This window comes from Arthrobacter sp. SO3 (assembly GCF_020532825.1).
Classification (GTDB): Bacteria; Actinomycetota; Actinomycetes; order Actinomycetales; family Micrococcaceae; genus Arthrobacter.
Genome location: NZ_MQTS01000245.1, coordinates 1 through 200 on the forward strand (window position 1 = coordinate 1; position 200 = coordinate 200).

Here is a 200-nt window from a genome sequence, read left to right on the forward strand (position 1 = left end):
GCCAGGCACTGACCACGTCACTGCCGCTGACCCTGGCGGCCCTGCAGGCCGGGACGATTTCCTGGCAGCACGCCCGGATCCTCGTGGATGAAACCACCAACCTGGACCGGGCCGGTACGACCGGGCTGGAAGCGCACTTCCTGGACCCCGACGCACCGAACCCGGCCCGCGGGTGCCCGGCCGGGGACCTCGTCCCGGGA

1 pseudogene is annotated in these 200 nt (G+C 72.5%); it reads left to right on the forward strand.

The window, feature by feature from the left end:
* Positions 1 to 200: pseudogene (locus BJQ90_RS21765) on the forward strand (endonuclease); the annotation flags it as partial.